Consider the following 4,798-nt stretch of genomic DNA (forward strand, 5'->3'; position numbering starts at 1 on the left):
GCATCCTCGTCGTGGTGCCGGCGGTCTATTTCGTCCGCCTGCGCATGCCCTGGCTGCGCCCATTCGTCGAATTCCTGACCCTGATGCCGCTGATCATCCCGGCCATCATCCTGGTCTATGGCTATATCCGGCTCTACAATTCCTCCTCGGTGATCCCCTTCACCGGCTCGGCCCTTGGCACCGATATCCTCCTCACCTGCGCCTATGTGACCCTGGCCCTGCCCTACATGTATCGCGCCGTCGATACCGGCATGCGCGCCATCGACGTGCAGACCCTCACCGAGGCAGCCCAGATCGCCGGCGCCAATACCACGCAGATCATCGGCCACATCATCCTGCCCAATATCCTCGTGGCCGTGCTCTCCGGCGCCTTCCTGACCTTCGCCATCGTCATCGGCGAGTTCACCATCGCGAGCCTGCTCAACCGTCCGGCCTTCGGCCCCTATCTGCAGAATATCGGCGCCAACCGCGCCTATGAGCCTGCCGCGCTCGCCATCATTTCCTTCATCATCACCTGGGGCGCCATGGGCATGATCAACGTGCTCGGCCGCTTCGCCCCTCGCACCTCTGCCAAGAACGACTGAGACCGATTGACCATGGCCGCCTTCCTCGAAGTCCAGAACCTCGTCAAATCCTTCGGCACCAATACGGTCGTGAAGGGCGTCAATTTCGCCTTCGAAAAGGGCGAGTTCATCTCGCTCCTCGGCCCCTCCGGCTGCGGCAAGACCACGATCCTCAGAATGATCGCCGGTTTCGAGCGCCCCACCTCCGGCTCCATCCGTGTCGATGGCGAAGACCTCACGCACCTGAAGCCAAACCAGCGCAAGCTCGGCATGGTCTTCCAGGCCTATGCCCTCTTCCCCAATCTCACGGTCGGCGACAACATCGCCTTCGGCCTGAAAATCGCCGGCATGCCCGCCGACCAGCGCCGCGCCCGCGTCGAGGAAATGCTGAAACTCATCGGCCTCCCGGGTTTCGAAAAGCGCTTCCCTTATGAAATGTCCGGCGGCCAGCAGCAACGCGTCGCCCTCGCCCGCGCCATCGCGCCAAAGCCGCGCCTCCTGCTGCTCGACGAACCGCTCGCCGCGCTCGACGCAAAAATCCGCGTGTCCCTGCGCGAAGAAATCCGCGCTATCCAGCAGGACCTGGGCATCACCACAGTCTTCGTGACCCACGATCAGGAAGAGGCCATGTCCATTTCCGACCGCATCGTGGTCATGAATGCGGGCAATCTCGACCAGATGGGCTCGCCCCACGAGATCTATAACCGCCCCTCGACCCGCTTCGTCGCGACCTTCGTCGGCCAGCTCAACACGCTCCCAGAAGCCACCTTCGGCCCGAGCCGCGCCATCCGCCCCGAGCTGATCTCGCTCGCCCCGCGCCCCGAAACGGACACCACCCTCGCCGGCACCATAGCCGATGTCGGCTTCCTCGGCTCCGTCGTCCGCCTCCGCGTCGATGTCGCCGGCACCCCGATCAACATCGATACCTTCAACATCAACGCTGCCACCCCGCCCCAGCGCGGCGACAGCGTCACCCTCCATCTCGCCGCCAAGGACGTATTGACGCTGGGCGCTTGAGCATCAAAGGGCGAGGCCACGCCTCGTCCTCCCGCTGACAGGATCGTGAGCCGCCCCCTTCGCCCGGCGTCCAAATACCCTTTGACCACCTCCCTCTCCGCGGCCCATTCTGCCTCCAACACAACTTGGAATCGCGCCATGGACACCACCTTCGTCACCACCGAATGGCTCGCCGCCCACCTCAGCGATCCCAATCTCGTCGTGGTCGATGCGAGCTGGCACATGCCCAACGCGTCCCGCAACGCCCAGGCCGAATACCTCGCTGGCCACATTCCCGGTGCCGTCTTCTTCGACATCGACGGCATCGCCGATACGTCCACCAACCTGCCCCACATGCTGCCCTCGCCGGCCGATTTCGCCCACATGGTTGGCGCCCTCGGCATTGGCAGCGACATGACCATCGTCATCTATGACGAGCTCGGCCTCTTCAGCGCCCCGCGCGTGTGGTGGACCTTCAAGACCTTTGGCGCCGAAAAGGTGCACATCCTCGCTGGCGGCGGCCCAAGGTGGCGCACCGAACGCCGCTCGCTCGAAGCCGGCCTCGTCACCCGCCACGCCGCCCGGTTCGAGGTAAAGTTCAATTCCAACCGTGTCGCCAACTTCGACGTCGTCAATGCCCGCAGCAAGGACGAGACAGCGCAGATCCTCGACGCCCGCCCGGCCCAGCGTTTCCACGCCGAAGTCCCCGAGCCGCGCCCCGGCCTCCGCGCCGGCCATATTCCCAATAGCCGCAATATCCCGGTGAGCCTCCTCTCCGAAAACGGCGTCCTCAAATCCCCCGCAGCCCTCAAGGCCATTTTCGATGAACGCGGCGTCGATCTGACCCAGCCGATCATCACCTCCTGCGGCTCCGGCGTCACCGCCTCGACCCTGGCCCTGGCGCTCGATCAGGTCGGCGCCAAGACCGTCGCCGTCTATGATGGCTCCTGGTCCGAATGGGGCGCCCGCCCCGACGCCGAAGTCGAGAGCTGATCCCAGGCGGATCGACAGAACCGCATATTCCTTTTCGATCGTCATTGCCTGGCTCGTCCGGGGCGATCCATCTCGCCCAGGCACGGACAAGCCAGACGGTGACGAAAGAGGGTAAAGCAGCCGGTTTCCACAGCGCCCCGGCACCCACCACGTCATCCCCGCGAAAGCGGGGATCTCCGTTTTGCGCCAAGACCTTACCACGCCCCGCCTTCCCGTATTTGATCAAGATTACGGGATATTAATGTGGATCACCCGCTTAAGCTGTTAGGCTTACTCCGATTTTGCGCGCCCCCCGCATTTGAGGTTTTCTTTTGATCCGGCAGTTCATTGCCTCCATCGCGGTTCTCGCCGCGGCCGCCTTTGCCTGGCTCTATTTCGCGCCTGGCGCGCCCCAGGTCCTGTCCAATGCCGGCATCGTCCTTCCCTTCGGCCCCCAGGCCGAAGCTGCCACCCCGGCCCCGCAAACTGGCGGCCAGGGCCAGCGCCCCGGCAATCAGCAGGCCGCTGGTGGTCCCGGCGGTAGCGGCGGACCTGGTCGCCCCGGCGGCTTTGGCGCCCGCACCACCAATGTGATTACCACCGGCGTCACCCTCGCCCGCATCAACGACACTCTCGCCGCCATCGGCGAGGGCACGCCCGTCCGCTCGGTCACCGTGGCCGCCACCTCCGGCGGCGAATTGACCGAAGTGCTGGTCCGCCCTGGCCAGATCGTCGAAGCCGGCGCCACCATCGCGCGCTTCGATGCCGCTGCCGAACAGATCGAGTTCGACCGCGCCCAGCTCGCCCTCGAAGACGCCCGCGCCACTCTGACCCGCACCGAAGGTCTCGCCAACAACAACGTCGTCGCCGGCACCGCCCTCACCGCCGCCCAGCTCAGCGCCGCCAATGCCCAGCTTGCCCTGCGCAATGCCGAGATGGCCCTGACGCGCCGCACCATCGAAAGCCCCATCGGCGGCAAGGTCGGCCTCATCCGCGTGACCCCCGGCAATTACGTGCCGGCCCAAACCACGGTCACCTCGATCGACGACACGTCCTCCATCCTCATCGATTTCTGGGTACCCGAGCGCTACGCCGCCCAGATCGAGCCTGGCATGCCTGTCACCGTCAACGCCATCGCCCTCCCCGGTCAGAGCTTTGCCGGCGACATTTCGGCCATCGACACGCGCATCGACCCGGCCAGCCGCACCCTGCAGGTTCAGGCCGAAATCCCCAATCCCGAAGGCGCCCTCCGCGCCGGCATGAGCTTTACCGTCTCCCTCGCCTTCCCCGGCGAGGAATATCCGGCGGTCAACCCGCTCGCCATCCTCTGGTCGGCCCAGGGCTCCTATGTCTGGAAATATCTCGACGGCAAGGCCACCCGCGTCATGGCCGAGATCATCCAGCGCAATAGCGATGGCGTCCTCGTCCGCAGCGATCTGAAGCCAGGCGACGCCATCATCACCGAAGGCATTCTGCAGCTCAGCGAAGGCGCCACCGTCAACCTGCTCGAAGGTCCCGACGGCACCGGAGCAACCCCGCCGCAACCGTCAGTCGCGACCAACTAAGGAGGCGCCGCCTTGTCCATTGCCAGCAAGAACGAACGGGGCGGCGCCCTGGCAACGCTCTTCGTCCGCCGCCCGGTCATGGCCGTGGTCATCAACGCGCTGATCATGGTGGCCGGCCTTGCGGCCCTTATCGGCATCGAGGTGCGCGAACTTCCCCGCGTCGAAAGCCCGGTCCTCTCGGTCTCTACCAGCTTCACCGGCGCCGCCGCTGAAACCGTCGACCGCGAAGTCACCGCCATCGTCGAAGGCGCCGTCGCCCGCGTTCAGGGCGTCACCGCCATCTCCTCGAGCTCCTCGGTTGGCCAGAGCCGCGTCACCCTCGAATTCTCCGAAAACACCAATCTCGATATCGCCACCTCCGACGTGCGCGATGCGCTTAGCCGCGTCACCCGTCAATTGCCGACCGGCGTCGAAGCCCCCACCATCTTCAAGGCCGACAGCGACGCCCAGCCGGTCATGCAGCTCTCCGTCACTTCGGACAAGCTTTCCATTGCCCAACTCAGCGAGCTGGTCGACGGCATCGTCACCGAGCGCCTCGCCGCTGTCGAAGGCGTCGCCGAAGTGCAGGTTTACGGCACCCGCACCTCCGCCTTCGAAGTCGATATCGACCCGGTAAAGCTCGCGAGCCACGGCCTCACCGTCGCCGATATTCGCAGCGCCCTGTCCAGCGTTGCCTTCGACGCCCCCGCCGGCTCCATCAAC

General features: G+C 65.3%; 5 protein-coding genes. All 5 read left to right on the forward strand.

The window, feature by feature from the left end; translation table 11 throughout:
* Positions 1–584, forward strand: a 584-nt coding sequence (locus J0I64_RS00590; RefSeq protein ID WP_291405422.1) for an ABC transporter permease subunit, incomplete at its 5' end; no start/stop codon positions are given.
* Between the two features lie 12 nt (positions 585–596).
* On the forward strand, positions 597–1,580 hold the full coding sequence (locus J0I64_RS00595) for an ABC transporter ATP-binding protein (RefSeq protein ID WP_291405424.1): 984 nt from the start codon (positions 597–599) through the stop codon (positions 1,578–1,580).
* Positions 1,581–1,718: 138 nt separating this feature from the next.
* A complete protein-coding gene (gene sseA, locus J0I64_RS00600; RefSeq protein WP_291405425.1) occupies positions 1,719–2,552 on the forward strand; it encodes a 3-mercaptopyruvate sulfurtransferase in 834 nt (277 codons plus the stop codon).
* Positions 2,553–2,863: 311 nt separating this feature from the next.
* Positions 2,864–4,096, forward strand: a complete 1,233-nt coding sequence (locus J0I64_RS00605; RefSeq protein WP_291405426.1) for an efflux RND transporter periplasmic adaptor subunit — start codon at positions 2,864–2,866, stop codon at positions 4,094–4,096.
* Positions 4,097–4,108: 12 nt separating this feature from the next.
* Positions 4,109–4,798, forward strand: a 690-nt coding sequence (locus J0I64_RS00610) for an efflux RND transporter permease subunit (protein WP_291405427.1), incomplete at its 3' end; no start/stop codon positions are given.

Source organism: Devosia sp. (assembly GCF_017307565.1).
In the GTDB taxonomy this organism is placed as follows: Bacteria; Pseudomonadota; Alphaproteobacteria; order Rhizobiales; family Devosiaceae; genus Devosia.

Excerpts from the sequence above, each read along its gene's own strand:
- J0I64_RS00595 (WP_291405424.1), top strand. The coding sequence starts at position 597 with ATGGCCGCCTTCCTCGAAGTCCAGAACCTCGTCAAATCCTTCGGCACC.
- sseA (WP_291405425.1), top strand. The coding sequence starts at position 1,719 with ATGGACACCACCTTCGTCACCACCGAATGGCTCGCCGCCCACCTCAGC.